This window comes from Mumia spirodelae, assembly GCF_050632745.1.
Taxonomy (GTDB): domain Bacteria; phylum Actinomycetota; class Actinomycetes; order Propionibacteriales; family Nocardioidaceae; genus Mumia.
Genome location: NZ_JBODSD010000003.1, coordinates 375101 through 400885 on the forward strand (window position 1 = coordinate 375101; position 25785 = coordinate 400885).

The window sequence follows — 25785 nt, forward strand, 5'->3', positions numbered from 1 at the left end:
GCTGATGACCCTCACCGCCGAACCCGCCGTCACGGGTTCCGAACCACCCCAGCTCGACGAGCCGCGGAAGTCCCCGTGGACGCTCGCGCTCACGGTGGTGCTCCTGCTCGGCCTCGTCGTGGTGCTCGCCGCGGTCGACGTCGTGCAGGGTACGGCGGCGGTGGGGGTCGGCGACCTCTGGCGGTGGGTCACGGGCTCGGCCGACGCGCAAGCGTCCGCGGTGATCGTCGACTCGCGGCTCCCGCGGGTCGCGGCCGCGGCCGTCGTCGGCATGGCGCTCGGCGCGGCCGGCTGCGTGCTGCAGTCGATCTCGCGCAACATGCTGGCCTCGCCGGACACGCTGGCCGTCAACGCAGGGGCGTACCTCGCGTTGACGGTCGGCGCCACGGTGGGCATCCCGGGGCTGATCCTCGGTGACCTCGTGCTGGCGTTCGTCGGTGGGCTCGCTGCGGCGGCGCTGGTGTTCGTGCTGGCGGGTACGGAGTACGGAACCGTACGCCTCGTCCTCGCCGGCACCGTCGTCGCGATGGTGCTCATGTCCATCGCGACGACGCTGATCATCCTCAACCCGATGGAGTCGCGCGGCATCCAGGCGTGGGAGTCGGGGGTGCTGAGCCAGAACGCGTTCGACGCGGTCCGCATGATGACGCCGGTCGTCGTCGCGTGCCTGGCGGTGCTCGTCGTCTACGCGCACCGGCTCGACGTGCTCGTGCTCGGCGACGACGCGGCTCGCTCGCTCGGCATCCCGGTGCGGCAGACGCAGCTCGTCGTGCTCGTGGTGGCGATCGCGTTGTCCGCGGCGGCGGTGACGCTGACCGGTCCGATCGGGTTCGTCGGTCTCGCGGCTCCGGCGCTCGTGCGGCTGGCGGCGCCGATCGTGCCGGGTCTGCACCGGCACCGCGCGCTGATCTTCGTGGCGGGCCTCGCCGGCGTCGCGATCGTGCTCGGCGCGGATGTGCTGATCCGCGCCGTGATCGGCTCGCAGCAGGCGGTCGAGGTGCCGACCGGCGTCGTGACGTCGCTGCTCGGTGCGCTGGTACTGGTGTGGTTCGCGTACCGGCTGCGCGCGTCGCGCCTCGACGACGCGGCCAACGCGCTGGACGTGCGCGGGGTCGGGACGAAGCACCCGGGGGTGCTGGTGACGGTGCTGGCCGTGCTGCTGTTCGCGCTGTGCGTGGTGGCGGTGCTGGTTGGCGACCGCATGTTCCTGCTCGGGGACGTCATCAACTGGGCGACGGGTCAGGCCGGCCCGGTCGTCACGAACGTGATGGGCGCCCGCGTGCCGCGTGTCGTGGCGGCGCTGCTGGCCGGCGTCGCCCTGGCGGTCGCGGGTACGGCGATCCAGGCCGTGACGCGCAACCCGCTCGCGGACCCGACGATCATCGGTGTGGCCGGTGGTGCGTCGGTCGGCGCGGTCATCATCGTGACGCTGGTGCCGCTGGCGTCGTTCTGGGCGCTGGCCGGGGCGTCGGGCGTGGGGGCGCTCGTGGCGGCGGCGATCGTGTTCGGGCTGGCGGCGCGTGGTGGTTTCGCGACGGACCGGCTGGTGCTGATCGGTGTCGGTGTGTCGTTCGCGGCGAAGGCGATCGTGTCGCTGCTGATCGTGACGACCGATCCGTGGAACGCGTCGAAGGCGCTGACCTGGCTCGGCGGCTCGACCTACGGGCGGTCGTACGAGCACCTGGTGCCGATGATGATCGCGATCGGCGTGCTCGTGCCGGCGGTGATCATCGGGTATCGGTACCTGGACCTGCTGTCGATCGACGAGGACACGCCGCGGGTCCTGGGCGTACGGCCGGGGCGGGCGCGGTTCGTCCTGCTGACGTGCGCGGTGCTGCTGACGGCGACGGCGGTGGCGGCGATCGGGCTGGTCGCGTTCGTGGGTCTGGTGGCTCCGCATGCGGCGCGGTCGTTGGTCGGGCGGCGGCACCTGCGGGTGATCCCGGTGGCGGCCCTGCTGGGCGCGATCCTGCTGGTGCTGGCGGACATGCTTGGGCGGACGGTGGCCGCGCCGACGCAGCTGCCTGCGGGGTTGTTGGCCGCGCTGGTGGGGGCCCCGTACTTCTTCTGGCTCCTCCACCGCAGCCGCCGGAAGGCATAGCTCCCGTTGGTCGGGTAGCCCGGAGCGCCAGCGGAGGGCGTATCGAGACCACTGCGGTGACTGAAGCGGGAGCCAGGCGACAGGCATTTCCGCGCCCACGCGCAAACCGAACTCGGGTGGGCGTCTCCTACTTGCGCGGCTGAGCGTTCACAGACCTCGCAGGCCGACGGCGCCTCGCCTTTCAGATCTCTGAGATGTCGGTCCCCTCAGCGAGATCGGACCAGAATGGGACGCGCTGCCGCTTGGGTGGCGCAGAAGGTGACGGCGCCATGAACTCGCGGGCCACGTAGTCGACGAGATTGTCGCCGTAGTAGATGACGTCAGTCCCATAGACGGAGAAGACCGGACTGGGTACGTACTGTGGGTCGGCGGTGAGGTATCGGTGGCTGAAGAGCGGAACAAGCCGTGGGACTGCCTCCATCCGCTCGCGTGCAGCGCCCTCCCTGCGTTCGGGGTCGTCAGGGCGCTCTCCCCAAGACGATGGCCAGAAGCCACTGGTACGGAGGTAGGCGGCGACACCGTCGGTGGGCCATGCGAGTCGGGCTCTCAGTTCGTCCTTTGGGGCACGGCGCCAGTCGACCCAGCTCGGCCCGACCGGGAGCGCGGTCGACAGAAGGCGGCGGTGCTCCGGCCCGAACCTGAACTCAAACGTCCCCTCGAGCCGAGCCAGTTCCCGATCGCTGAGCCCACGCTTCAACCTGACCCCAGCACCTCGCAGACGCTGTATGGCTACGGCCGCAAGGTCGGACACGGCGTTATCGTGCCAGACGCGCGTCTGAGGCGCGGGTGAAGTTGATGATTTATTAACCTCTCGCACACACGCGCATCCGCCGCAATCATGAGCCCGTGAACTATGACCGCCTGTGGGAACGCCTCCTCGAGTACCTCAACACCTGGGGAACCGCCGTGGAGGCTACCCCTGGACGGATCGAGATGTCGTACGAGGACGCCGACGGCGTCGCGCGGCGCGTCGAGATCGTCATGCGCCCCGACGAGTGGGAAGACTACGCAGGCACCATGTGGGGCGACTTCGACGACGCGGCCAACGCCGTCCGGCGGATGATCGTGGAGGCGCCGGCTGACATGCCTTTTCGCGTCTACGGGACGTACGAGCTGGTGCCATCAGCGACGGCTGAGCTCCCGGTCGACCCCGAGGACCTGGAGATGGAAGAGCTAGCGCGCCAGCACCCGGAGGGCTTCGGCCGCTGGGTCGTGACGGACGACGCTGGCAACGTCGTCGACGAGTTCGGAGCTGGCCCGCTGCGCCGGCTCCGGCTGCGAGTCCGTCGAGCGCTTCGCCGGCGCTGACGCGGTTACGAGGCGAGTTTCCTCCACTGCCCCTCCGAGACGACCTCGACGGTGCCGTCTGTCACCGCAATCGCCGTCTGGTCGTCGATCGCGTACGCCGGACCCGCGATCTCGGCCGCCCACCTGTCGGCGCAGGCCATGGTGTTGTCCGGCTCGATACCAAGGTGAGGGAAGATCGAGAAGTCGACGACCCCCAGTGTGCGGTCGTCGGGAGCGGACGGCCACTCGACGAATTCCGCACCGATTCGGGGCGTCAGCGCCATGCTCCCCGCGCTCAACCCCACCCAGACGGTGTCCCTCAGCGACGGCAGGACGTCCGCCAACCCGGATTGCCGCATCCAGTGGGACAGGTACGTCGCGTCGCCGCCGCCTGCGAGGATGACGTCAGCCTCGCGGACCCAAGGAACCCACTTCTCCTCGCCGATGCTGGGCAGCGCCGTCAGTTCGAGGACACCCAGCGACTTCCAGCCCAGGCCGCACATGGGGAGCGGCGTCTGACCGGTGATGAAGCGCCAAGCCGAAGCCGGCCCACCCATGGCGTAGGTCGCCGTAGGGATGCAGAGGGCGTTGGCGTCGGCGATCGGCTTGCCCAGCAGGTCGACCAGAGCATCTCGGATGCTCAGGTTCGTGACGCCTGCGGACGTGAGAAGCAGTTTCACGCCTGCCTCCTGTACGACGCGCTCATGACGCTCTCCTCGCGAGTCGGGAGATCGGGTGTACGGAATCGCAGACCCGAGACCGCGTCCAAACTCATCGCCGCGAGTTCGGACGCCTGTTCTTCGAGGCGGACGGACCTCCCGCCGCTGGTCGAGTAGGGCGAGGAACGAGCCCGTATCGAGACCCCTCCCCGCTGGTCGAGTAGCCCGGAGCGCCAGCGGAGGGCGTATCGAGACGCCCGGATTGGCTAGTGTCACGGCGTGGGGATCAACGTGCACCGGGGCGACGGGCCGGAGGCGCTCGTGCGCGAGTTCGCCGCGATGCTGGGTGACGACCCCGCGGACGTGTTCACTCCCGAAGTCGTCGTCGTCCCCGCGCGCGGCGTCGAGCGGTGGCTGGCGCAGCAGCTCTCCCATGCCCTCGGCACCACAGCCGGCGATGACGGAGTGTGTGCGGGCCTGCGGATCATGGCGCCGCAGGCGCTCATCAGCATGCTGCTCGGTCGCGACCGCGACGACCCCTGGCACGCGGACCGACTCGTCTGGCCGACCCTCGAGGCGATCGACGAGCTCACCGGAGCCCCTCACTTCGGCGCGCTCACCCACCACCTCGGCGCCGGCCCCGAGATCGTCGGCGACCCACGCGCCGAATGGGAGCGCAAGGCGCGTCAGTCGCGCCGGTACGCCGTCGCGCGCCGGATCGCCGGCCTGTTCGCCTCGTACGCGCGAGAGCGCCCGCACATGCTCGCCGACTGGGAGAAGGGCACACCCTCCGACGGCGTGGGCGGCACGCTGCCCGACGACTTCCTCTGGCAGCCGATCCTGTGGCGTCGCACGGTCGACCTCGTCCGCGAACGGCACGACCTCACCGAATCGGTGACCGAACGCCACCGGCGCGTCGTCGACCAGCTGTCGTCGAGCCAGGCACACCTCGACCTTCCGCAACGCGTGTCCTTCTTCGGTTACACCCGCCTCGCCGCAGCCGAGCGCGAGCTGGTCGTCGCCCTGGGTGCCTGCCGCGAACTCCACCTCTGGCTGCCCCACCCCTCACCCCAGCTGTGGGCCGACCTCGACGGCGCAACATCGCGAGGCGCCCGCGCCGACGACCGTACGGCCCGCCACGCCAAGCACCCGCTCCTCGCCACGCTCGGCCGGGACGCACGCGAGCTGCAGGCGGTGCTGAGCACCGACGGCGTCACCGTCCACGACCCGCTCGAGCCGCCCACGCCGACCACCAACCCAGACCGGCTCGCCCTCCTCCACGCCGACATCCGCGCCAATCGCGCCCCCGACGAGACGCGGACCACCACGGCCGACGACTACTCGATCCAGGTGCACGCCTGCCACGGCCCGGCCCGCCAGGTGGAGGTGCTCCGCGAGGTTCTAACCGCCCTTCTCGCCGACGGCCAGGGCGCACTGCAACCGCGCGACATCCTCGTGATGTGCCCGGACATCGAGACGTTCGCGCCGCTCATCCAGGCCACGTTCGGCCTCAGCCTCGTCTCCACGCCGGGCGCGGCACCCACCTCGTACCACCCCGGCCAGCAGCTCCGCGTGCAGCTCGCCGACCGGGCCCTCGGCGCGACCAACCCGCTGATCGACCTGGCGCACCGCGTCGTCGCGCTCGTCGCCGGCCGGATGACCGTCTCCGAGGTGCTCGACCTCGCGAGCCACGAGACCGTACGGGCGCGGTTCGGGTTCGACGAGGAGGACCTGGAGCGGGTCGGTCGGTGGGTCGCCGACGCGGGCGTGCGGTGGGGGTACGACGCGGGGCACCGCGGCGAGTACCAGCTGGCCGGCCTCGATGCGAACACCTGGACGCGCGGCATGGACCGGATCGCCCTCGGCGTCGCGGTCGCCGCCGACACCGACGGCCCGTCAGCCGCGCGCGTACCCGTCGACGACATCGGCAGCCGCGACATCGAGGTCGTCGGCCGGTTCCTGGAGCTGATGGAGCGGCTCAAGCGCGCCGCCGACACCGTACGAGGCACCCTCTCGGCGCGGGAGTGGATGCGCTGGCTGCACGACACCATCGACGCGCTCGCCGACACCCCTCCGGACGAGCGGTGGCAGTTCGCTCAGCTCGCGCGCGACCTCGACGCGATCGGCGAGACGGCCGGGGACCAGACGACGCTGCGCCTCAACGACATCCGGGTGATGCTCGACCAGCGGTGGGGCGCTCGGCCGACCCGCGCGAACTTCCGCAGCGGCGCGATCACGGTGTGCACGATGGTGCCGATGCGCTCGGTGCCGCACAAGGCGGTGGTGGTGCTCGGTGTCGACGACGGTGTCTACCCGCGCTCGCCCGTGGTCGACGGCGACGACGTCCTCGCCCGCCGTCCGCAGGTCGGCGAGCGCGACGCGCGCAGCGAGGACCGCCAGCTGCTGCTCGACGCCGTGATGGCGGCCAGCGAGCGCTTCGTGGCGATCTACTCCGGCTTCGACGAGCACAACGGCGCCCGCCGCCCACCGGCCGTACCGCTCCAAGAGCTGATCGCCGCAGCCGCCCGTACGGCGACGGCGCCTGGCGACACGGCGGACGGTGACACCGACCCCAGCTTCGTACGGCACCACCCGCTGCAGGCGTTCGACGAGCGCAACTTCCGACCCGACGGCCCGGTGCCCGGCGGCACGTTCGACACGGCCGCGCTCGCGGGGGCCGAGGCACTGCGCACCTTCCGGGCGGACCCGCCCGCCAAGAAGGACTTCCTCGACCAGCCGCTGCCCGTACGACCGGTCTCGGCCGTCACGGTCGACGAGCTGGTGGCGTTCCTGCAGAACCCGGCGCGCGAGTTCCTCAAGAACCGCCTTGAGGTGACCGTTCCGCGGCAGGTGGATGAGGCGAACGACTCTCTGCCGATCGCCCTCGACGGCCTGGAGCAGTGGGACATCGGCGAACGCGTGCTGCACGAGGTGCTCGACGGGATGGCGCTCGAGGACGCGCTCGACCGGGAGGTCGTCCGCGGGAGCTTCCCGCCGGGTGGGCTGGGCGAGACGGTGCGCGCCAACATCCGCGCCACGGTCTCGGCGATCGCCACCGACCAAGGCGCCGGCCAGCCGAGGTCCGTCGACGTCCGGCTCGACCTGCCCGCAGTCGACGACGGCCCCGTACGGCTCACCGGCGCGGTGAGCGCGGTCTATGACGACACGGTGCGGGTACGGACGTACTCGACGATCAGCGCGAAGCACGTCGCGGCCGCGTGGGTACGCCTGCTGGCGCTGGCGGCCGCCGAACCCGAGCGCGAGCACCGCGCCGAGCTGCTCGGCAAGAAGGGCGGACTCCGGCTCTCGTCACCCGACCCGGAGGAGGCCGTGGCGCTGCTCGCCGACCTCGTACGGGTGCGGCAGTCGGGGATGCGGTTCCCGATGGGCGTGCCGCCGAAGACCGCGAGCGCGTTCGCCGCCGCGTACCGCAAGACCCGCCCCGGCGACCCGTACGGGGTGCAGCAGGCGCTCGACCGCGCCCGTCCCGTCTGGGAAGGCGGCAGGTTCTCCGGCGAGAACGACGACCCGTGGTGGCGATTCGTCCTTGGTCCACAGCCGCCCGTCGAGGCGCTCAACCGGCAGCGCGGCATCGAACACTTCGCGCCGCGCATCTGGAACCCCATCCACGAGCACGGGGGCGAGGCATGAGCCCGACGAACGCCCCTGCGATGACCAGCTTCGACATCGCCGCGCCCCTCCCGTCGGGGACGACGCTCATCGAGGCGAGCGCCGGCACCGGCAAGACGTGGACGCTGTCGGCGCTCGTCGTCCGGTACGTCGCGGAGCAGGGGCGGCCGCTCTCCGAGCTGCTGATCGTCACCTTCAGCCGCGCGGCCAGCCAGGAGCTGCGTGAACGCGTCCGCGCTCGGATGGCCGAGGTCCTCACCGCCCTGCAACGCGGCGACGCCACCGGCGACATCCTCGTCACCCACCTGCGCGACTGCGCCGCCGACAAGCTCGCCGCGCGCATCGACCGGCTCGCCACCGCGGTGGCCGACTTCGACACGGCGACCATCGCGACGATCCATCAGTTCTGCCACTACGTGCTCAAGGGCCTCGGCGTCGCCGGCGACTCCGACTCGTACGCGACGTTGGCGGAGGATCTGGCGGAGCTGCACGCCGACGTCGTCGACGACCTGTATCTCGCCGAGCACGTCGCAGGCGCGAACCTCGACTACGCGCAGGCGAAGGCCGACGCGCAGATCGCGCTCGACAACCCCAGCGCGATCCTGTCGCCGGCGAACCCGACCGGCCCGGTCGCGGCGCGGCTCGCCTTCGTCGAGAAGGTCCGCGCCGAGGTCGTACGACGCAAGCGTCGGGCCGCCCTGCTCGGCTACGACGACCTCCTCACCGAGCTCGCCGACGCGTTGGAGCCTGACGACAGCCCGGCGCGGCGGCGGATGCGCGAACGCTGGTCGGTGGTGCTCGTCGACGAGTTCCAGGACACCGATCCGGTGCAGTGGCAGGTGTTCTCGCGCGCGTTCGCCACCGAGGACAAGACCCTCGTGCTGATCGGCGATCCGAAGCAGGCGATCTACGGGTTCCGTGGCGGCGACGTGGCGACGTACCTGCTCGCCGCCCAGACCGCGGCGACGCGGACGTCGCTGCCGACGAACTACCGCAGCGACGCGCCCCTGGTGGACGCGCTGCAGCTGCTGATGGCGAACGTCCAGCTCTCGCCGGGCATCGTGGCCCGCCCGATCACCGCCCAGAAGACCGCGCATCGCCTCGAGGAAGCGCCCGACAACAGCCCCCTACGGCTTCGGGCGGTGCTGGGCAACAAGAAGCTCTCGATCGCGGCGGTGCGGGAGAGGGTCTACGCCGACGCTGCCGCCGACATCGCGCGCCTGCTCACCTCCGCTGCCACGTTCGGCGGCGCTCCCGTGCGGCCGCAGCACGTCGCCGTTCTCGCGTACGCGAACCGTGATCTGCACGGCATCCGCGCGGCCCTGCGTACGCACGGGATCCCGTCCGTCCTGGTCTCCAGCGAGTCGGTCCTTCGTACGGCCGCCGCCGAGTGGTGGCTGCACCTGATGATGGCGCTCGAGCAGCCGCACCGGCCCGAACGCCTCCGTCTGGCGGCGCTCACGCCGTTCCTCGGCTGGACGGCGGAGGAGCTCGACGCCCGCGGGGAGCAGGCGACGGAGGCGATCTCTGCGCAGGTACGGTCGCTGGTCGCGGCGTTCCAGCGCGGCGCCATCGCCGCCGTGCTGGACGTCGCGCGCAGCCAGGGGCTCGACGCGCGCGTGCTGTCGCAGGTCGGTGGTGAACGCGACCTGACCGACATCGAGCACTGCGCACAGCTCTTGCAGGAGCACGTCCTCGAGGGCACCCGTGCGCTGCCGAGCCTGGTCGCCTGGCTGAGGCAGCAGAGCGCCGACGGTACGGCGACCACCGCCGCGTCGCGGATCATGCGGCTCGATTCCGATGCCCTGGCGGTGACCTTGTCGACGATCCACGGCAGCAAGGGCCTGCAGTATCCGATCGTCTACGCGCCGTTCCTCTTCGACCACTGGATGAAGGACGACCCGACGCCCGCGATCATCCACCGCGACGGGCGCCGGGTGCTCTCGTTCGACGCCGCCGAGGTCAACCAGCCGGAGCACCGGTCGGAGGCGCTCGGGGAGAACATGCGTCTCGCGTACGTCGCGATGACGCGGGCCCAGTCGCAGGTCGTCGTCTGGTGGGCTCCCACCTGGAACACCGCCAACTCGGCCCTGCATCGGCTCCTGTTCGGGCAGGCCGGCACCGCCGAGGAGCTCGCTTCGCTGCTCGCGGCGCGGGCCGACGGGGATGGCGGTGGAGATGGTCCCGTGGTCCCCGCGGAACGGGTGCAGCTGGAGGACGCGGCCGTCTCCCAGCAGATCCTTCAGACGTGGGCCGCGCACGGCGCGTTCAGCCTCACGCCGGTCGACGGCAGCCCGAGTGCCCCCGAGGTGCTGGCCGAGCAGGCGAGGGCACCCCTGACCGTACGACGGTTCGACCGCGCGTGGGTCGACCAGCTGTGGCGGCGGACGTCGTACTCCTCACTGACCGCCGCCTCGCACGACGCCGGCGCGGCTACGTCGGAGCCTGAGCCCGATGCGGTGGGGCGCGACGACGAGGAGCCGCTCACCGTCGCTGCGGTCGCCGCCGGTGTCGGCGCTGACATCCCTTCACCGATGGCGCAGATGCCCGTCGGCACCACGTTCGGGTCGTTGGTGCACGCGGTGCTGGAGGACGCCGACTTCCAGGCCGAGGACCTGCGCGGTGAGCTTGTCGAGCGCATCCGCGAGTACCTCGCGTGGTGGCCGGTCGACGTGGACCCGGACGCGCTGGCTGCGGCGCTCGAAGCCGTCTGTACGACGCCGCTGGGACCGCTGGCGGGTGGCGCAACGCTGGTCGACCTGCCTCGTACAGACCGGTTCGCGGAGATGGACTTCGAGCTGCCGTTGGCAGGGGGCGACCGCCCGCACGCGAACGCGCGGCTGGGGGCGATGGCGCCGATCCTGCGCGAGCACCTCCCGGACGGCGATCCGCTGCGCGCGTACGCCGACGCCCTCGACGGAGAGGAGCTCGGCGGCCAGGCGTTGCTGGGCTATCTGACCGGTTCGATCGACCTGACCTTCCGGTATGACGGCAAGTTCTACGTCGTCGACTACAAGACCAACTGGCTCGGACCGTACGACGCCGAACTGACCCTCGCCGCGTACGCGCCGGCGCGGCTGGCGGAGGCGATGACGCACTCGACGTATCCGCTGCAGGCGATCCTGTACTCGGTCGTGCTCCATCGCTACTTGCGCTGGCGGCTCCCGGCGTACGACCCGGACGAGCACCTGGGCGGCGTGATGTACCTGTACCTGCGCGGCATGGCCGGCCCCGACACCCCTCTCGCGGACGGGCATCCGTACGGGGTGTTCTCGTGGCGTCCACCGTCGGCGATGCTCGAGGACCTGTCGGCCGTGCTCGACGGTCGGCAGTGCTCAACGGTCGGACGGGGGGAGGAGGCGCGATGACCGCGGACCCTGCCCTCACAATCGTCGCCGAGGGACGGCTGGCGACCCTCAACGAGGCGGGCTTCCTGGACGGCAGCGACTGCGTCGTCGCCACGCGGATCTGTCGCCAGGTCGGCGAGGAGGTCGGCAGCGATGCTGCGCTCGCGCTGGCGTTCGCCGTACGCGCGGTGCGCGACGGTTCGACCGCGCTCTCGCTGGAGTCCGTGGCTGGTCTGACCGCGGACGTGGATGACGCGGACGACCTCGACAGCGAGCCGCCGACCGTGGGTGGGGCGGTCGAACTGCCCGAGCCGGGGGCATGGCTGGAGACCGTACGGTCGTCTGGCCTGGTCGCGGCCGGTGTCCTGCGCGTCGATCTCGGGTTGGTGTACCTCGACCGCTATCACGCGGACGAGCGACTCATCGCCGACGCGCTGCGGGCTCGGCGCGAGGTGGCGGTCGCGCCGGTGGACCTCGCGGTGGTCGAGGAGGTCGTACTCGCGACCACGCCGGAACTGGACGAGGCGCAGCAGGCCGCCGTACGCAGTGTGGCCGAGCGCGCGACGACAGTCCTGACCGGCGGGCCCGGCATGGGGAAGACGCACACGATCGCGAGCGTGCTTCGGGCGCTCAGCGCGGGGAGCGGGGGGAGCCTGCGCATCGGGCTGGCCGCGCCGACCGGCAAGGCTGCGGCGCGGATGAACGAGATGATCGAGGCCAGCGACGGCGGTGACGCGACGATCAGCCCGGCGGTGACGCTGCATCGTATGTTGGGCAGCCTCCCGGGCAGCTATCTGCGGTTCCGCCATGACGCCCGTAACCCGTTGCCGCACGACCTCGTGATCGTCGACGAGGCGTCGATGGTTTCGCTGGGCATGATGGCGCGGCTGATCGACGCGCTGGCGCCCGCGACCCGGCTCCTGCTCGTGGGTGACCCCGACCAGCTGGCATCGATCGAGGCCGGATCGGTGCTCGCCGACCTCGTACGTGGCCTGGAGCCTGACGGGAGCGTTGTTCGCCTGACGAAGGATCACCGCGTCCAGGGCGATCGCGCCGACCTCGCAGCCGCGTTCCGAGCCGGAGACCCCGACGCCGTGCTCGGCGCCGTCGACAGCGGCGGTGCGGGCGTCACGTTCGTCGACACGGAAGGCCCGTCGCTCGATCTGCTCCCGGAGGTGGTCGAGCACGCCGTACGGCTGCGCGACTTCGCCCTGAGCGGCGACGCGGACGGAGCTCTCGCCCATCTCGACACGTTCCGGCTGCTGTGTGCACACCGTACGGGCCCGTTTGGCACTCGGCACTGGAACCAGCTCGTCGAACGCGCACTCGCCGTGCACGCTCCCGAGGTGGCGCTTCAGGCGATGTATATCGGCCGCCCGATCCTGGTGACGCGAAACGACTACGGGCTCGGCGTCCGCAACGGCGACTCCGGCGTCATCATCCGTACCGACGACGGCCCGCTCGCCGTCCTCCAGACCGCATCCGGCCCGCTATCGCTCTCGCCGTGGCGCCTGTCGGACATCGAGACCATGCATGCGATGACCGTGCACAAGGCCCAAGGAAGCCAGGCCGAGAACGTCGTCGTCATCGTCCCCCCGCCGCGCTCCAGGCTGCTCACCCGCGAGATGCTTTACACCGCCGTCACCCGCGCGCAGGGGCACCTAACGATCGTCGGCAGCCGCGATGCCGTTCGCGGCGCCGTGCAAACAACGGCCCAGCGATCGTCCGGACTGGCTGAGCGACTCGTCGGCTGAGACCGATCGAGGGCTCCCGGCCTCTGGCCTGTCACGGAGGACGCTCGGGACGTGTGAGTCGGTCCCCGAGCTTGCGAGAGTCGTGTGGTTCTCGTCGTGCGTGTCTTTCCGCCCAGAATGACGCGGGGAACCAGAGCCAATCGACCTGATGAATCCAGCGGCACCGTTATTCTTCGGGTTGGCTGATTAGCGACATGCCATCGCCCGTGACGATATCCAATACGCTCTCGCACAAAGTGGGGGAGGGAGCCTCAAGGTGACCACAGAGGTTGCGATTCTGAACAAGAGTGCCGTCGCTCTTGCTGCGGATAGCGCTGTCACCATCGCGACCCGAACCGGCGATAGCCACCGGGTCACCAAGATCTACGCCGAGGCCAACAAGCTCTTCGAGCTCGTTAAAGGCCAGCCCGTTGGCGTAATGATCTACAACAGCGCCGACATCGCTGGCATCCCTTGGGAGACCCTCATCAAGGTCTACCGCCACCGAAACCCAGCGGCCGAGTTCCCCACTCTCGAGGAGTACGCGGACCACTTCATCGCTTTCGTGGGAGCGGCTCTCGCGCCGCTCATGACGGAGGAGGACGAGAGAGCGGAGCTCATTGACAGCTTCGTGCCGCTGGCCGACCGCCTCTACGACACGTTCAAACCACAGATCGTCGCCGTCCAGGGGCGGGTACAGCGACGAGAAAAGTTCGGCGAACTCCTCGATGAGTTGGAGACGGTCCTGGACGGCCCCAGCACGACGGTCGCGAAGTGGGCAGAGGGCCTTAACGAGGGCGAACTCTGGTCGAGGTGGGGTAGCGATCTCACGGAGTGCATAGCAAGCAAGACCGGCGAGTTCACCCTGACCAAGCCGGTCCGGCAGCGCTTCGCGCGGCTGGTGCTGCGGGCATTCCTCCGCTGGCCGACGGCGCAAGGGACATGGTCTGGTTTGGTCATCTCGGGCTTCGGCGCAGACGACATGTTCCCGACCGTCTGCCACGCGGAGATCGGGGGCTTCCTCGAAGGGCGTCTGGTCAAAGTGGCGTCAACAGTCGATTCGGTCACGAACGCCACTCCCGCATTAATCAGGCCCTATGCCCAGACCAGCGAGGCGCTGATGTTCCTCCAGGGCATCGACCCTGAGGTCTCTGGGGCTGTCAGCAACTTCTGGGCTAGGTGGAGCCGCGACCTCGAGAACGACGCCATCGAGATCATCAAGAAGGAGTCACAGGTCAGCGCGCCCCACCTAGAGGCCATCCGACAGCGCCTCAGCACCCACTTCAAGACGTCGTGGCAGTCGTTCGGGAACTTCATGAACGAGGAGTTCCATCTCCGTCGACTAGAGCCGATCGAGGGTAGCGCCGCCTTCCTGTCCAAGCGGGAGATCGCCGATCTCGCGGAGAACCTCGTAGATCTCACATCCCTGCGAAACCGCGTCAGTCTCGACAGGCAGGAAACCGTGGGCGGCGCAACTGACGTTGCCGTAATCTCGAAGGGCGACGGCTTCGTCTGGGTCAAGCGAAAGCACTACTTCGAGCGTGACCGGAACCCTGCGTGGGCTACCAGACAGGCCTTGACAGACGTGCTATCAAGACTTCAAGACATGGCCGAGGGCGAGGACGCGGAATGAAGACCATGGATAGTTTCTTCACGCCGATCGACAACTCCAATCGCGTTGACCCCGAGACACAGCAACGAGCGGCACGGGCGGCGTCCCAAGCGCGCCGAGAGGCGCTTCGGTCGGCCTTGTCCGAGCGGCCGTCGGCCCGCCTCTCCCTGAGCATCGTGTCGATGGCCAATCGCGGCCGAGCACGCTAGTCCCTTCGACGACATCGGTGGCGCAGCTTCCGGGGTCATCACACCACCGCACTGATCGTTCGCCCGCTGGTTGCAGTCCTCGGCCTTGGGTAGGCGGCGGGTTAGGCCCAGTCGATGCGACCTCCACGTAGCCAGAAGTGGCAGCGCGAGGCCCCTCTGGAGTCGATCGACGGCCGAGTTGACGGACGACCTTCGGGATCTGTGGTCAAGGTCCAGCGGTCGCGGCCCGCGTGCGCAAGGTTCAGCTCGATGACGTGCCCTCGCCCACAGGGGCACTCTAAGACTGCCCACTTGCCGGGATTGCCGAGTCGGTAGATCCGGCGCGGGTTCATTGCGGCCGGCAAGTCGCCCCTCCCCGTCACGAAAACCACCTTGACAATGCGTGCCCGTGGGCGGTGTCGAGCGCGTCTCGACCAGTTGACAACCGCTCTTTGGAGCCTGGTGACCCTCATGATGCTGACGCTTCGCCACTGTCGGACCACATGAGGTCGAGGTAAGGTCGCTGCTGCCCGCGTCCGAGGAACTTCGGCTCCGCACAGAAGCAGCCGGTGCGCTGCGGCCGCTGGTTGCGGCGCAGTTCACCGAGGTGCGGTCGGAGGATGAACTCCGTGGGTTCAGGGGATCCCAGCCCGGTCAGGCGGAGCAGGAACTCGGTGGTGCCGAGCGAGGCGATGAGGGTGGTCAGCGTGACCACTGCCGGCTGCGGCGTTTCAACATCGAGGACGTAACCCTCGCCGGCGAGTCGCTTGCGTGCCTCGGGGTCCAGGTTCTCCGCGTAGGCGCGCGCCGGGTTGAGTCGGCCGCGACAGAGCATGCATGCGGTGCCGGGAGCGACCCACGTGACTCGTTCGTCGATCTCCACCCGTCCGTCGAGGCTCGGGGAGACGAGGACCGCGAGGTCGATGACGGGGACGAGGTGGGCGTAAGCGAACCGGTTCAGGATCATCCGTCCGCCGTGGCCGTCGACACAACTGAACACGACGTCGGCATAGGCGATGGCCCGGAGGGCGTCCGGGTGGTGCAGTGGCGCGTTGATCGCTTCCACTTGGGTGCCGAAACCGATGTCGCGCAGGTGCTCGCCGAGGACGTCGACCTTCGGCTGGCCGAGATCGGCCAGGCGGATGCCGTGCCCCCTGGTGGGTGTCGCGGCCGTGACGACGTCGTCATCGACCAGGGTGATGCGCCCTACGCCGATCCGGACGAGTTGCCCCGCAACGGCCGATCCGGTCCCGCCAGCACCGATGACCGCGACGTTGAGAGCGGCAAGGGTGCGCTGCCCGTCGACCCCCAGCATTCGGACCTGCCGGTCGAAGACCTCGTACTCCGCAGCCTCGCCGGCCCCCTCCTGGTCCTGGGGACCCTTCGACACCTGGATGTCTCGCGGACCGGGGCCGGCCGGCGGCAGGTGCAGCCGGATGCTGGCGCCGGCGACGCGGACCGCGTCGACGTCCTCGAACTTTAGGCCCTGGCTGGCCCCGCGGTCGGCGGCGAAGGGGAATCGGCACATCCGCGCGACGACCGCGGGCACTGCGGGCGTACCGGCGATCACGATCGAGGCGTACGCTGGGGCGCCCAGGTCCTGCGCAGCAGCGCCGAGTTGCTGGTCGACGGTGTCGTCCCACTCGGAGAACTCGGCATGGCCTCCCGGATGGGTGTGCACAAATACCGGCACTTGCCCCTCACGAATGGCAGCACGTACAGCCGGCACCCAGCCGGTAGATCGAATCGTCAGGCCAAAGCCCGTGCGCCGAAGGTAAGCGTCCTGCGGCACCCAGGTGACGTCCGTGATCAGCAGCGCCGTATCCGGCACGTACGCCGAGGCGGGGGTCGTCGGGTCTGCGACTGCGACCTCCCGGCCCGGGGTGATCGCCTCCACCATCATGGTGGCGGCGATCACCGCCGCGGACTCGTGCTCGAGCGCCAGGGCGTCGACCATGGGACGGAACTGGTCCTCGGTGAACGCGATGCGGGTGCTCATCAGCGGCCTCCCGCCAGGCGTAGGCATTGGCGGACGTAGGCGAGGTAGGTCTCGAGGTTGTCGATTCCGGGGCGCCAATGCTGCGCGATGTGGCGGCTCCATCGCTGCCAGTTCCGGCCAACGTACGGCTCGAGCATCTCGGTGCCCGCAATCGGAATGCCGGCCTCCGTTTTGAGGCTCGGGGAGACCCAGAACATGTCCGGCGCCGCATCTGGGAACCCGAGGGGCAGTCGGAGCAGCAAATCGACCCTGTCGGTCGAGAGCCCGGGTGCCACCGCGAAGTTCTTCAGCACGAGGTTGGTCATGCCGCCGTCGCCGCTCGCGGCGTAGCTGAGGCCGGTGGCGGTGAGTGTGTCCCGGTCTTGCTGGCGCAGCATCGAGAGGGTCTCGGTCATGGTCATCGTCCGGCCCGGTTGCGCGAGTACCGGATCGTTGGCTGACCGGGGTTGATCTCGCGGGGGACGGAGAAGAACCGCATTTTGGCCTCGAGATGAACGACCCGATCCTCCTCGATCAGCTCGTCGAGCTCGTCGACGATGTCGAGCCACAGGTCGCGGTCGTCGGCGACTGGCGGATCAGCCAGCGCCCGGATTTGTGCACCGGTCAGCTCGTCGGCCGTCGCGTGGTATTTCGCGCCGTCGATGAAGATCTGGACCTTCTCGGGCTTGTTCTTGGTCATGTTTTCGGTCGACACGATGGCCGCCTCCTTAGGTTCGGGTCAGGCCGGAACGCCTGACTGATATAGAGACTACACGAATACATATTCTTGTCAACGCGATGTCGTTCCGGCATGCTTGCATCGAGAGTTCGCGCATACCCGCATGCGCCAGGAGAGGAGAGCCGTGAGCAAGAGCCGCGTCACGACCATCCGGCAGCCCGAGGAGCAGGCTGAGGATGTGGAGTTTGTTGCCCGGGTAGACGGCATCGCGTCGTCCGAGCTGATCCGAGTGGCTATCGCCGCTTACCTCGACGAACGTCGAGCAAGTCCTGAGTTCCAGGCGCGACTGCACGACCGCCTCGAGGCCGATCGCAAGATCTTGGACCGGCTCAAGGCAGACGACCAATAGCAGCTGCCGACGGCGAGGGAAGGGGGCGTCGATGGTCGAGTACATCAGCCTGGACGACTTCTCGTTCTCCGAACTGATCCTCGGCGTCCCCGCCCGGACCTCTCTCGCACCAGCGCATCGCTCTGGCCGCTGTAGCGCCGACGGCAAGGGCTACCCCGGCCCCGGCGCTGGCTGAGAAGGTCGTCGCGATGGCGCACCTCCCGCGCGCCGGCATGCCGCCACTGTTCGGCAACAGGCCGCGGCCTTCTCCCGCGGGAGTTACTGGACCGGATCGGCTGCGCTGGGGCTCGGGCGGACGCCGGCAAAGGTGTCGCCGAGGTCCTTTGGCAGATCTCGACTGCCAGACTGACCCAGTCCGAGCTCGCCACCTCGACCACCGGGCACATCCAAATTCTGCCTTGAGCGGTTCACGTCGATCGACATCCGTCCGCGGCAAGTTCAAACGACGAGCCGAGCCCACTCGAGGACGTAGAGCCAAAGCACTCCGACGGCCCTCGGCGTCGCCGCAAGTTCGAGAGGTCGTGGCTGCGGGCCCAGCCACTTCAGGTACGTCCCGGTCGCGAAGCCGACCACCCCGCGCTTCCGACCAAACGCCGCGTTGCCGCAGCTCTACTGCTTTGCGCCTGAACGCATCGAGTCACTCAGCCAACGGCTCGCGATCGTTAACGGCGCCATGTTGGAGGCAGCGGTCGGCAAGCACGCTGTCGCTGAAAGATGGCCTTTCAACTGCACGTCCCGTTCGAGGAGACGTGCCCCGGGTCGCGTGATGGCCTCCAGCCGGACCCGTTCTAACCGAAACCTGTACGTAGTTCCTGGCTCGGATGGGCTGGTCGTGATCGCGGATCCCTCTTGTGGCACAGGGGCCGGACAGGAGATCGAGTGGGCGACCCGCACCGGAATCCCGGTCCTGTACCTCTCACCTGAGCCGGCGAGCCGGAAGGTCCGGCGGAACCCGAACGGCGTTGAGAGTCCGGCGTGTCCCGACGCGCAGGCCATGCCCCAACACGTTCGGAACTGGCTACGTACCCAAGGTTGGAGGTGGCCCGCGACGACGCACCGACCGGAACCTGGCCTATCTGGGCGTTACAACTGTCTCGTCACCGCCTGCAAGGCCGAGGACCGGCCTCCCCTCAGAGCGGCAGCTCAACTTATCTTCGGCGCTCGCGACGTGGCCAGCTCGCTCGCCTCTCCAGCACGCATGGCACCCACATCGTGGGTGCGCATTGCGTGCTCGGCACGCTGCCTGGCGTCCTCCTCGTGGCCCGGCGCACTCTCAGCTTCACCGAAAGCCGAGCCTGGGTCACCGCGGCCGTCGACGGCGCCTGGGACGAGACAACTGCGTACCGAGACCACGCGAATGCCCTGATTCGCGACGTACGCGACCTCGAGCGCGCCGACTCATGGAACGCCCTGCACACCCAGCTCATCAACAGAGGTCGACGCAGGTGCAGAACCGACGCCGTGGCCCCTCACGGCAGACCGGGACGCGCTCGGAACATCTGGATCTAGTCAGGCCAGTCGTCGTAAGTACATGTCACAGCGCCGCGACAGCTCGCCCAGCAAAAAGCGTTGCGCCGAACTTGACACCGATCCGGAGGGGTTGCCCTCACGGCCGGATGATCTGGGAGGCACGGTCCCCTTCGTAGATCGCGACCGGCCCGACGGGAAAAGCCCCGAGATTGAAGTAGCGGGTCCACAACGACCAGATGAACGCCCATTCGTCGGAGTCCGGGTCAGCAGCCTCTGCAGGCAGCCCGAAACTCTTCGCAGCTTCTACACCGATCACAGCCGAGTGGCTCGTCGGCTCCTCAATCAAGGGCTGCTGCAGCGCTTCGGCCAAGGCCTCCACGTCCTCAGCGGTGCGCCCCGTCGCCGCACTCAGGGATTCCTTGACCAGGGCGCCGGAACGCGCGAGCGCGTAGCGCGCCTGCTCGACCATGATCATCGTGACCTCAGCGAGAAGGTTGGCGAACAACGGGTAAGTCTCCGGGTTAGCTGTGATCCGCTTCTCCGCCTCGTCAACGGCCTCAACGAGTTCCTTGGCCGACGCCAGTGTGCCGTTCGGGTAGCGCATTTGCGGGTCGACTGGCCCCAGGTCGCCGCCTGGCCCGAAGACGATCTTGTCGGCGCCCAGGCAGAGGATCGTCGCAGCGCTCTTCGCCATGTCGGGAAGCAGGATGGTCAGGTCGGTGCAGCGCGCCTGGAGCGACCTCGCGATGCGGATCGCAGTTTCTCCGTCGCCGCCGGGTGATGCGAGCATCAGGTGCAGGGGCTTGGACGAATCGAGCGGGTGGAGGAGCTCCTCCAGGAACGTCATGTTGTCGGGGAAGATCTGATCGATCATCACGATGAGGTTGGCACCCGTCAGGTCCTGGTAGCGACGTACAAGGTCCTGGCGGGCGTACCGCTCAGAGTGCTGCGCGATGAAAAGCGGAGTGCGCGAGATCGGCGTGGCGCTCTCGGTCAACGACTGCGCCCCACCGCGGGGCGGAAGCTGGTCGGCTTGCCGACGCGCAATGCCTTCCCGTGATCTCGGGCAGCTTTCGCCCGGGCGATTTTCTCCTGCCAGTTGATATCGGTGCCGGTCGGCGGTTCGATTACCGGACCGTTCTCGGGCTTCTTCTCAGCCATGAGCCACCTCTTCTGGGTCGTTCTGGGATTCTGACACAACTGTAGGTGCGTCCACCGACGTTCCAGTCGTCGTACGGCGCGCTGTGCGACGACTGGTCGCGGCCGCCGCCCAACATGCTGATCGCGACATGCGTACCTGCGTCACTTCGCCGCATGCGCGGCTTGGTCGCGGCCGACTCATTAACACCGTCGGGTGCCATTGCTGCGCGTAGCGTCGATCCTCGGACCTCGTCGTGTCGACGGCGAGCACGGCAGGCCACCTCGGCATCGCCGCGGAGAACTCAATGACCAGCCAAGACGCCCCTCGCGAGCTGATGCCGTTCCAGCCTGCCAACATGACGCCCGCGCAACTTGCCGCCGTCTCGTTCCTCGCCCGCTATTCCGGACCGACTCACCACCTGTACGCCTACCAATTGCGCCGGTGGTTCGCCTGGTGCGAGACCAACGGGATCGACGCCTTGATCGGCGTGGAGCGTGCACACGTCGAGCTCTACATCCGCTCGTTGACCGAAAGCGGCCTGATGGCCTCGTCGGTGGTCACACTGATGCATGGGGTTCGCGGGTACTTCCGGTTCGCTCACATCGACTGACTCACGCAGACCGACCCATCGGTCTACGCCCGACTGCCCGAGGTGCATCGCGATGAGTCGCGTACCCAGGGGCTCGATCGGCTCGAGCTCATCCGATTTCTTCAGGTCGCTCAGACGATCACCGTCCATCACGGCGCTCTCGCGTATCTCCTCGGCATCAACGCTCTGCGAGCCTCGGAGGCGGCGGCGGTCCGGATCGAGGACTACGCCGAGACGCTGCGCGGCCACCGCGTCCTGCGCCTAGTCGGCAAGGGCAAAGCCCGCCACCATGCCTGTCACAGTCCCGGTTCTACGAGTCGAGGCATGCCGAGGCGAGCGGAGCGCCGGTCCCCTCGTGCTGCGTCCGCTCACCGGCAAGCCGGTTGATCGACGTGACGTGTATCGGATGGTCCAGCGCATCGCCCGGGCCGCTACGATCCCCCGACATATCAGCCCTCACTCGCTGCGCCACGCCGCCATCACCAACGCCCTCGACGCTGGCGTCCCGCTGCGGGACGCCCAGATCCTCGCCCGGCACGCCGACCCGCGAACCACCGAACACTACGACCGTGCCCGAGGAAACCTCGACCGCCACGGCGTCCACTTCCTCACCGCCTACGTCGCAGGCGTATAGCTTCCGCCGCACGCCGCCCAGAATGCAGCACCCGCGCCACCAGCGACCCGCTCAACTTGCACAACCAGTGGCCCTCACGTGCGGACCCCGCGTCGGTCGGGCACCAATGGCAGAAAAGAAGAATGATCCGGGCGGGGTGTTCGTCAGTCGTTGCCGTAGTCGTAGTCGATGTAGTCATCGACCTGGGCGTAGCGATCTTCGAGATCTTCGCTGGTGGTGCGAATGTACTGCTGTTCGATTCCAGCGGCGGCGATCTCGGCGGTGTCCTCGAGGTGTAGCCCGCACACCGGGCAACTGAGATCAGTGGCGATCCAGATCGTCTCTCGGGTGACCGAGTCACCATCGATTTGCTCGGATCCAGATCTCACTTGCTCGACAGTCAAGGAGATTTTTGTGCTGCAAGCTGGGCAGTTGACCTGCTCCTCGTCATCTGTCCACGGGAACAGGTTCAGCGCGGAAGGAGTCCGCTGTTGAATCTCGGCGGGTTTGAGGTTGACCATGATGTGCTTGCCGTTCTTGATCTTCTCGTCGACGACATGCTTTGTCTTTGCGTCCTGTTCGTCGACGAGCGCTTGGCCTTGGGTTTCGATCTCCTCGGTGATGAGGTCGGCAACCTCAATGCCTAGGTGTTCGCATAAAACGTCCGCAACACGAAGGAATCGAGGTAGCCAAGCGCTGGTCGGCACATTTGCGAGTGCAGCGTCGCCCGTGTGGAGCTCGGCGTTGCGCATGTTGATGAGGAAGGTGGCGTCCTTCTCCCGATCGGGATCGAAGCCGCTGACAACCTGTCGGAGTCGTGCCAAGACAGTGTGAGTGGGCACTGACTTGGGATCCTTGGATATCGGGATGCCATTGGCATGAAGAATCGCGTCACCGTCGAGAGCAGCGAGCATGCTGGGGTGCACCTTCGCCAAGGGTGCGCGCAGGAGGAACTCCAGCCCCAGCACCATCCAGAGGGCGAGCTCGTCGTCGTCGACACTTGGGTGCTTCGCTGCCCGCTCGAAGTAGACCTGCGCTTTGCCAAGCATGCTGTCGTAGTCCCACATGTCAGTTGTCCTGGATGTAGTAGCGAGTAAGAGTTCGTTCGATCCCGGCTGTCACTTGCGGACGCCGGTGAAGCATCTGGTGGTTGTCGATGATCGCACTGCGCCCAGGGGTCCAACTGATGTGAGCGGTGGCTGCGGTGTTCTCTACGTCGGCAAGGAGCGCGCTTCGAGTAGGTAGAGCGATGCGAGGGTCCCACCTCAGACGGTGCCCATGCGCTTCCCTCACGGCTGCGGGAAGGTATCGGACTGCGCCGCGGCGATCACGGACTTGTAGAGTCGCGCTACGCAGTTTCTTCATCAAGGCGGGGCCTGGCCGCAGGACTTCCGTCCTCGTGTCTTCCCGGACTGCGATTGCTGTAAGCACGAACCATCTCGGTGGATCGAGCGAAACGGCGCCATCTGTGTGCCAAGGAAACTGTTGGTAACCGTATACGTCGGAATGTGACCAGCCCATGCCTGACGCTCGAGCCGTTAGAACTTCGACGGGACTGCTTCGCCCGAGCGACTTGCTGATCTCTTCGAGTTCGTCGTGGCCGTCGACGACAGCGAAGCCTTCTTGTTCGAGCGCCTCGCGCCACCACGTTTGAGTCATCGCCGCCGAGTCTAAGTAGTGCCGCTGCTCACGGGGGCTCGCGCCTGGCCAATTGGTTGGCGTCGCTCCGTCCCGAATCCATCACCGCCCCATCTTGAGGCGCGTCACTCCGCCGCGTATGAACGCGATCTCCAGTGGCACAGTTGCAGATATGCGGGCACGCCCATTGCCGGTGATGGGAGGCTGCACTCCGTGACTGTTCAGATGCTGCTCAAGGCGGCCCTTCGAGACCGGCTCGGACCCAGCGCACGCCGGCATGGGTTCAAGGGCTCGGCACCGACTTGGCGCAAGCAGAATGCCGACGGCGACTGGGGGATCGTTAACCTGCAGTCGTCGTCTTGGAGTTCAGCCGACCGCCTCCCCTGCATCATCAACGTGGCAGTGGCGCCCGAGCCCTGGCTCCGCTGGAACAGGCAACTTCTCGGCGACTCAATGCCGAAGAATGTCACCGAGTCCTTGGGCCTCTACCGTGATCGGCTCCACCCGACAGGCACGCCGGAAGGAAGCGACCGTTGGTGGGAGGTCACAGACGCCGACTCGGCTGTGGCGGCCGCTGAGGACATGATTGACCAGCTCGAAACGAAGGGCTGGCCTCTACTTGACAGCCTGCTTGAGCCAGGCGCCATGCTCGGGCAGGTCCGGTCGGGAAGTCTCGGGGACATGAAGCGCTCGAATCTGGGCGCCTTCTTCGCCCGCGCGGAGGCACTCCTACTCATGGACGGCGGCCTGAGCGCCGAACTCGACGAGTGTCTCGAGCATGCGCTGCGAGAAGCTATGCCAAGCCAACGGGAGAACGCGCTTCTGTTCGATCGGTGGGTGCGCGAAGAGGCAGGGGGATCCGCGTAACCTGTCGCTCTCGCAGCGGTCGCTGCGGCGCCTGACCCGGTCCAATGCACTCCCATGGGCGCGTCGTCCGCCGCGAATGACCGTCGTCCGGTGCGTCCACCCCACAAACTCGCGGCGTGGGATTCCGATCCCGAGCGCAGGCATGGAGATCAACGACGCATTGTGTGTGCTCGTCCCCGAGCCGTGGAACCCGCACGACCGCAACGCAGTCGCTGTCGCCATCGACGGGCATCAGGTCGGGCACCTGCCCGCGACCCTCGCTCAGGACTACGCCGATCCCCTCGCCGCGGTTGCACGCGGTGGCTTCCTTGTCACGGGCACTGCGCGCATCTGGGCGAAGGACGACGCAGGAGTGGTTCGCGCCCGAGTCACCATTCTCATCCCGGAGGCGGCGGAGTTGTAGGCAATCGTCGATTTTCGAGCGCTTGATCCCCGCCGGCCGCAGCGGCCGGTCGCCGCGATCCGCGCCACCACCGGCGCGACGCGAGCGCGGCGAGCCCGGCACCGGCCGTGTTGAGCAGGACGTCGTCGACGGACGACACCCGTCCCACGTGCAGCGCGTACTGCGTGGTCTCGATGAGCACCGAGCACGCCGCCGCCAGAACGAGGACGCGTGGGAGCGATGCCAGCCGCGCGAACCGCAGCGGCCCGAAGTAGCCGAGCGCCGCGAGCACGAGGAGGTTCCCGACGACTTGGTACGGCGGCATGCTGACGAGGTCACGCAGCGGCACTAGGCTCAGGCTCCCGTGATCGGTTCTCTCCTTGCTGGCCGGCAATAGAGTGAGCCACACCCACGGCAGAGTTCCGCAGACGAGGCCGACCTCGGCCACCGACGCACGCCAGGCCGTCCGCGTGGTGATCCCCGCGCGGGTCCGCCACCACGCGAGCGCCCCCACGATCAGCGCCGCAAGGGGCAGCGCCGCCAGCGCAACCAGGCCGGCGGTCTCGTACCGATTGATCCAGTCGTGCGGGCCGGGGCCGTTGATGATCACGCCGTGCCCGGGCGCAGGCAGCGGCGTCGGGTCGCTCACTGCTGCATCCTCGGGTCGTCGGTCGGGTCGGCGTACGTCGTCGGGCACCCGTCAACGGCGGCGCTGCCCCGGCGCTCGAAGTGCCACGGCTCGTTGTCATACACCTGGCACAACCCGAACGACGCACCGTGCTCGGCGAGCCATGCTGCTGCCGACGACGGCCCGATGTCGACCGCCTTCCCGGCTTCGTGAACTGAGGTGCCGGGGCGAGCGACCCATCGTGCGGCGTCGGCATCCGACCCGTACGTCGCAACTGCTTCCTTGAACAGCCGCTCTTGGTAGCCCGACGAGCGCCACCCGCTGTTGAGCTCGAGCTCGACTCCCACGTCCGCGGCGTCGGTTGCGGCCCTGCGCAGGGAGGCGAGCAGTTTTGCGTTGAGGTTCACCACCGCAGGGATGTCGGCGAAGACCGTGGTGCCGTCAGGGACCTGGCCGTCCGCGAGGCCGTTCGCGCGGGCCGAACGTCGCGCGGGCACCGCCCCGGGCACGTTCGCGCGAAGGCGCTCGACCACGCTCGGCGATTCCGACGAGGGCGACGGCGCAGCGGAGCTCGTACTGCAACCGGCAAGCCCCACGAGCATCGCTGCGGCGGCGAACAAGGCAGCGAGGACAGCCGGCCGCGTGCGCCGTACCGGTGTTGCTCGTGACTGGTTTCGACACATGCCATCAGTTCACGAGACAGGGTGTTGCCAGCGCGTATGCGGTTTTCGATATGCCGACGATAGGCGCCCATCGCCGGCGAGTAGTTCAGGCCTGCCACAAACTCACCCCCCGCTGAACCCACGCTCTCGTACGGTCGTCCAACGCCCAGCC

At 68.3% G+C, this 25785-nt stretch carries 23 protein-coding genes; 12 read left to right on the forward strand and 11 right to left on the reverse strand.

Annotated elements, in window-relative coordinates; all coding sequences use genetic code 11:
• Window positions 1–4: 4 nt before the first annotated feature.
• Window positions 5–2101, forward strand: a complete 2097-nt coding sequence (locus tag ACQSSQ_RS17375; RefSeq protein ID WP_431328372.1) for an iron ABC transporter permease — start codon at window positions 5–7, stop codon at window positions 2099–2101.
• A gap of 181 nt (window positions 2102–2282) precedes the next feature.
• On the opposite strand, the gene ACQSSQ_RS17380 is transcribed toward ACQSSQ_RS17375, so the two are convergent.
• The gene (locus ACQSSQ_RS17380) at window positions 2283–2852 is read right to left on the reverse strand and encodes a hypothetical protein (RefSeq protein WP_431328373.1); all 570 of its coding nucleotides are present in this window, start codon (window positions 2850–2852) and stop codon (window positions 2283–2285) included.
• Window positions 2853–2947: 95 nt separating this feature from the next.
• Here ACQSSQ_RS17380 and ACQSSQ_RS17385 point away from each other — a divergent pair, with 95 nt between their 5' ends.
• On the forward strand, window positions 2948–3409 hold the full coding sequence (locus tag ACQSSQ_RS17385; RefSeq protein ID WP_431328374.1) for a hypothetical protein: 462 nt from the start codon (window positions 2948–2950) through the stop codon (window positions 3407–3409).
• A 5-nt stretch (window positions 3410–3414) separates the two neighbouring features.
• On the opposite strand, the gene ACQSSQ_RS17390 is transcribed toward ACQSSQ_RS17385, so the two are convergent.
• Window positions 3415–4068, reverse strand: a complete 654-nt coding sequence (locus ACQSSQ_RS17390) for a Type 1 glutamine amidotransferase-like domain-containing protein (RefSeq protein ID WP_431328375.1) — start codon at window positions 4066–4068, stop codon at window positions 3415–3417.
• A gap of 258 nt (window positions 4069–4326) precedes the next feature.
• Between ACQSSQ_RS17390 and recC the strand changes: the two genes are divergently transcribed.
• From recC to ACQSSQ_RS17410, 4 genes are all read left to right on the forward strand, one after another.
• A complete protein-coding gene (gene recC / locus ACQSSQ_RS17395; protein WP_431328376.1) occupies window positions 4327–7698 on the forward strand; it encodes an exodeoxyribonuclease V subunit gamma in 3372 nt (1123 codons plus the stop codon).
• Complete coding sequence (locus ACQSSQ_RS17400) at window positions 7695–11045, forward strand: UvrD-helicase domain-containing protein (protein WP_431328377.1); 3351 nt, start codon at window positions 7695–7697, stop codon at window positions 11043–11045. Before recC ends, ACQSSQ_RS17400 begins: the two co-directional genes overlap by 4 nt.
• Window positions 11042–12778 (forward strand): exodeoxyribonuclease V subunit alpha, encoded by a 1737-nt coding sequence (recD, locus tag ACQSSQ_RS17405; protein ID WP_431328378.1) that lies wholly within the window; start codon window positions 11042–11044, stop codon window positions 12776–12778. Before ACQSSQ_RS17400 ends, recD begins: the two co-directional genes overlap by 4 nt.
• Before the next feature lie 256 nt (window positions 12779–13034).
• Window positions 13035–14390, forward strand: coding sequence for a hypothetical protein (locus ACQSSQ_RS17410; RefSeq protein WP_431328379.1), 1356 nt, complete (start codon window positions 13035–13037; stop codon window positions 14388–14390).
• A gap of 289 nt (window positions 14391–14679) precedes the next feature.
• Here the strand turns inward: ACQSSQ_RS17410 and ACQSSQ_RS17415 are convergent, their stop codons facing one another.
• Genes ACQSSQ_RS17415 through ACQSSQ_RS17430 form a run of 4 tightly spaced genes read right to left on the reverse strand, consistent with a single transcriptional unit; the run spans window position 14680 to window position 17250 of the window.
• A complete protein-coding gene (locus ACQSSQ_RS17415) occupies window positions 14680–15030 on the reverse strand; it encodes a ubiquitination-like system serine protease family protein (protein ID WP_431328380.1) in 351 nt (116 codons plus the stop codon).
• Window positions 15027–16556: a HesA/MoeB/ThiF family protein gene (locus ACQSSQ_RS17420; protein WP_431328381.1), complete on the reverse strand. Its 1530-nt coding sequence runs from the start codon at window positions 16554–16556 to the stop codon at window positions 15027–15029. Before ACQSSQ_RS17420 ends, ACQSSQ_RS17415 begins: the two co-directional genes overlap by 4 nt.
• Window positions 16556–16951, reverse strand: a complete 396-nt coding sequence (locus ACQSSQ_RS17425) for an E2/UBC family protein (RefSeq protein ID WP_431328382.1) — start codon at window positions 16949–16951, stop codon at window positions 16556–16558. The genes ACQSSQ_RS17420 and ACQSSQ_RS17425 overlap by 1 nt, the downstream gene beginning before the upstream one ends.
• A gap of 2 nt (window positions 16952–16953) precedes the next feature.
• Window positions 16954–17250 (reverse strand): multiubiquitin domain-containing protein, encoded by a 297-nt coding sequence (locus ACQSSQ_RS17430; protein ID WP_431328383.1) that lies wholly within the window; start codon window positions 17248–17250, stop codon window positions 16954–16956.
• A 148-nt stretch (window positions 17251–17398) separates the two neighbouring features.
• Here ACQSSQ_RS17430 and ACQSSQ_RS17435 point away from each other — a divergent pair, with 148 nt between their 5' ends.
• Both ACQSSQ_RS17435 and ACQSSQ_RS17440 read left to right on the forward strand, forming a co-directional pair.
• Complete coding sequence (locus ACQSSQ_RS17435) at window positions 17399–17623, forward strand: ribbon-helix-helix domain-containing protein (protein ID WP_431328384.1); 225 nt, start codon at window positions 17399–17401, stop codon at window positions 17621–17623.
• Between the two features lie 31 nt (window positions 17624–17654).
• Entirely contained in the window at window positions 17655–17798 is a 144-nt protein-coding gene (locus tag ACQSSQ_RS17440) for a hypothetical protein (protein ID WP_431328385.1), read from the forward strand.
• Between the two features lie 1431 nt (window positions 17799–19229).
• Here ACQSSQ_RS17440 and ACQSSQ_RS17445 read toward each other — a convergent pair.
• Both ACQSSQ_RS17445 and ACQSSQ_RS17450 read right to left on the reverse strand, forming a co-directional pair.
• Window positions 19230–20090: an SDH family Clp fold serine proteinase gene (locus tag ACQSSQ_RS17445; RefSeq protein WP_431328386.1), complete on the reverse strand. Its 861-nt coding sequence runs from the start codon at window positions 20088–20090 to the stop codon at window positions 19230–19232.
• Complete coding sequence (locus ACQSSQ_RS17450) at window positions 20087–20254, reverse strand: hypothetical protein (protein ID WP_431328387.1); 168 nt, start codon at window positions 20252–20254, stop codon at window positions 20087–20089. The genes ACQSSQ_RS17445 and ACQSSQ_RS17450 overlap by 4 nt, the downstream gene beginning before the upstream one ends.
• Window positions 20255–20487: 233 nt before the next feature.
• On the opposite strand from ACQSSQ_RS17450, the gene ACQSSQ_RS17455 reads away from it, so the two are divergent.
• Both ACQSSQ_RS17455 and ACQSSQ_RS17460 read left to right on the forward strand, forming a co-directional pair.
• Window positions 20488–20844 (forward strand): site-specific integrase, encoded by a 357-nt coding sequence (locus tag ACQSSQ_RS17455; RefSeq protein WP_431328388.1) that lies wholly within the window; start codon window positions 20488–20490, stop codon window positions 20842–20844.
• 268 nt (window positions 20845–21112) lie between these two features.
• Window positions 21113–21457: a tyrosine-type recombinase/integrase gene (locus tag ACQSSQ_RS17460; protein WP_431328389.1), complete on the forward strand. Its 345-nt coding sequence runs from the start codon at window positions 21113–21115 to the stop codon at window positions 21455–21457.
• Between the two features lie 143 nt (window positions 21458–21600).
• Here ACQSSQ_RS17460 and ACQSSQ_RS17465 read toward each other — a convergent pair whose 3' ends face one another.
• Window positions 21601–22503, reverse strand: coding sequence for a hypothetical protein (locus ACQSSQ_RS17465; protein ID WP_431328390.1), 903 nt, complete (start codon window positions 22501–22503; stop codon window positions 21601–21603).
• A 784-nt stretch (window positions 22504–23287) separates the two neighbouring features.
• On the opposite strand from ACQSSQ_RS17465, the gene ACQSSQ_RS17470 reads away from it, so the two are divergent.
• Window positions 23288–23941, forward strand: a complete 654-nt coding sequence (locus tag ACQSSQ_RS17470) for a DUF4304 domain-containing protein (RefSeq protein WP_431328391.1) — start codon at window positions 23288–23290, stop codon at window positions 23939–23941.
• Between the two features lie 142 nt (window positions 23942–24083).
• Window positions 24084–24344: an HIRAN domain-containing protein gene (locus ACQSSQ_RS17475; protein WP_431328392.1), complete on the forward strand. Its 261-nt coding sequence runs from the start codon at window positions 24084–24086 to the stop codon at window positions 24342–24344.
• On the opposite strand, the gene ACQSSQ_RS17480 is transcribed toward ACQSSQ_RS17475, so the two are convergent.
• Together ACQSSQ_RS17480 and ACQSSQ_RS17485 are read right to left on the reverse strand one after the other, a co-directional pair.
• Window positions 24319–24972, reverse strand: a complete 654-nt coding sequence (locus ACQSSQ_RS17480) for a VanZ family protein (protein ID WP_431328393.1) — start codon at window positions 24970–24972, stop codon at window positions 24319–24321. The genes ACQSSQ_RS17475 and ACQSSQ_RS17480 overlap by 26 nt on opposite strands.
• Window positions 24969–25448 (reverse strand): M15 family metallopeptidase, encoded by a 480-nt coding sequence (locus tag ACQSSQ_RS17485; protein ID WP_431328394.1) that lies wholly within the window; start codon window positions 25446–25448, stop codon window positions 24969–24971. The genes ACQSSQ_RS17480 and ACQSSQ_RS17485 overlap by 4 nt, the downstream gene beginning before the upstream one ends.
• Between the last annotated feature and the right edge of the window lie 337 nt (window positions 25449–25785).